Raw genomic sequence first — 545 nt, forward strand, 5'->3', positions numbered from 1 at the left:
ATTCAATTTCACTGTACTATGTACATGCACTTCTGCAGGGTGCCTTGAGGGCCCGAGTCGATGTAAGCAAGGTGATGAGTGATTGCGGTCTTAGTTCAGGTATTCTCTCTGTCAGCTGCTATGGGGGGAGCGATCGTATTTCATCTGAGCGAGTATCAACACTAATTCGTTCTATCTGGCGACTAATGGATGATGAGTTCATGGGCTTTACCGATCAGCCCTGTAAACAAGGTGTTTTTGCCATCGTAGCTAAACAAATGATAAGGGAGCAAACTATTGGTGAAAGCATAAGGCGGGCAAGCTTGCTCTACAGTACCTTTAGAAACGATATCGTGCTGCAACTTGAAAATACTACGGAGGGAGCTCGTCTTATTTTTCAGCCTGTACGGCCCGAGTTGGATACTGCCAATTTCCTCGTAGAGTTTTTTTTATTGGTTTGGCATCGCTTTGCAAGCTGGCTTGTTACTGAACGATTACCTTTAAAATATGTTAGCTTGAGTTACCAGAGTCCACCGCATGTTGCGGAGTATAGTTTGCTCTTTCCT

The 545-nt window shown here is 44.6% G+C and carries 1 protein-coding gene; it reads left to right on the forward strand.

Translation table 11 applies throughout. From position 1 onward, the window contains the following. Positions 1-71: 71 nt before the first annotated feature. Positions 72-545 (forward strand): AraC family transcriptional regulator ligand-binding domain-containing protein (locus A3729_RS05210; RefSeq protein WP_255376379.1); only part of this gene is annotated, 474 nt, incomplete at its 3' end.

Source organism: Oleiphilus sp. HI0043 (assembly GCF_001634935.1).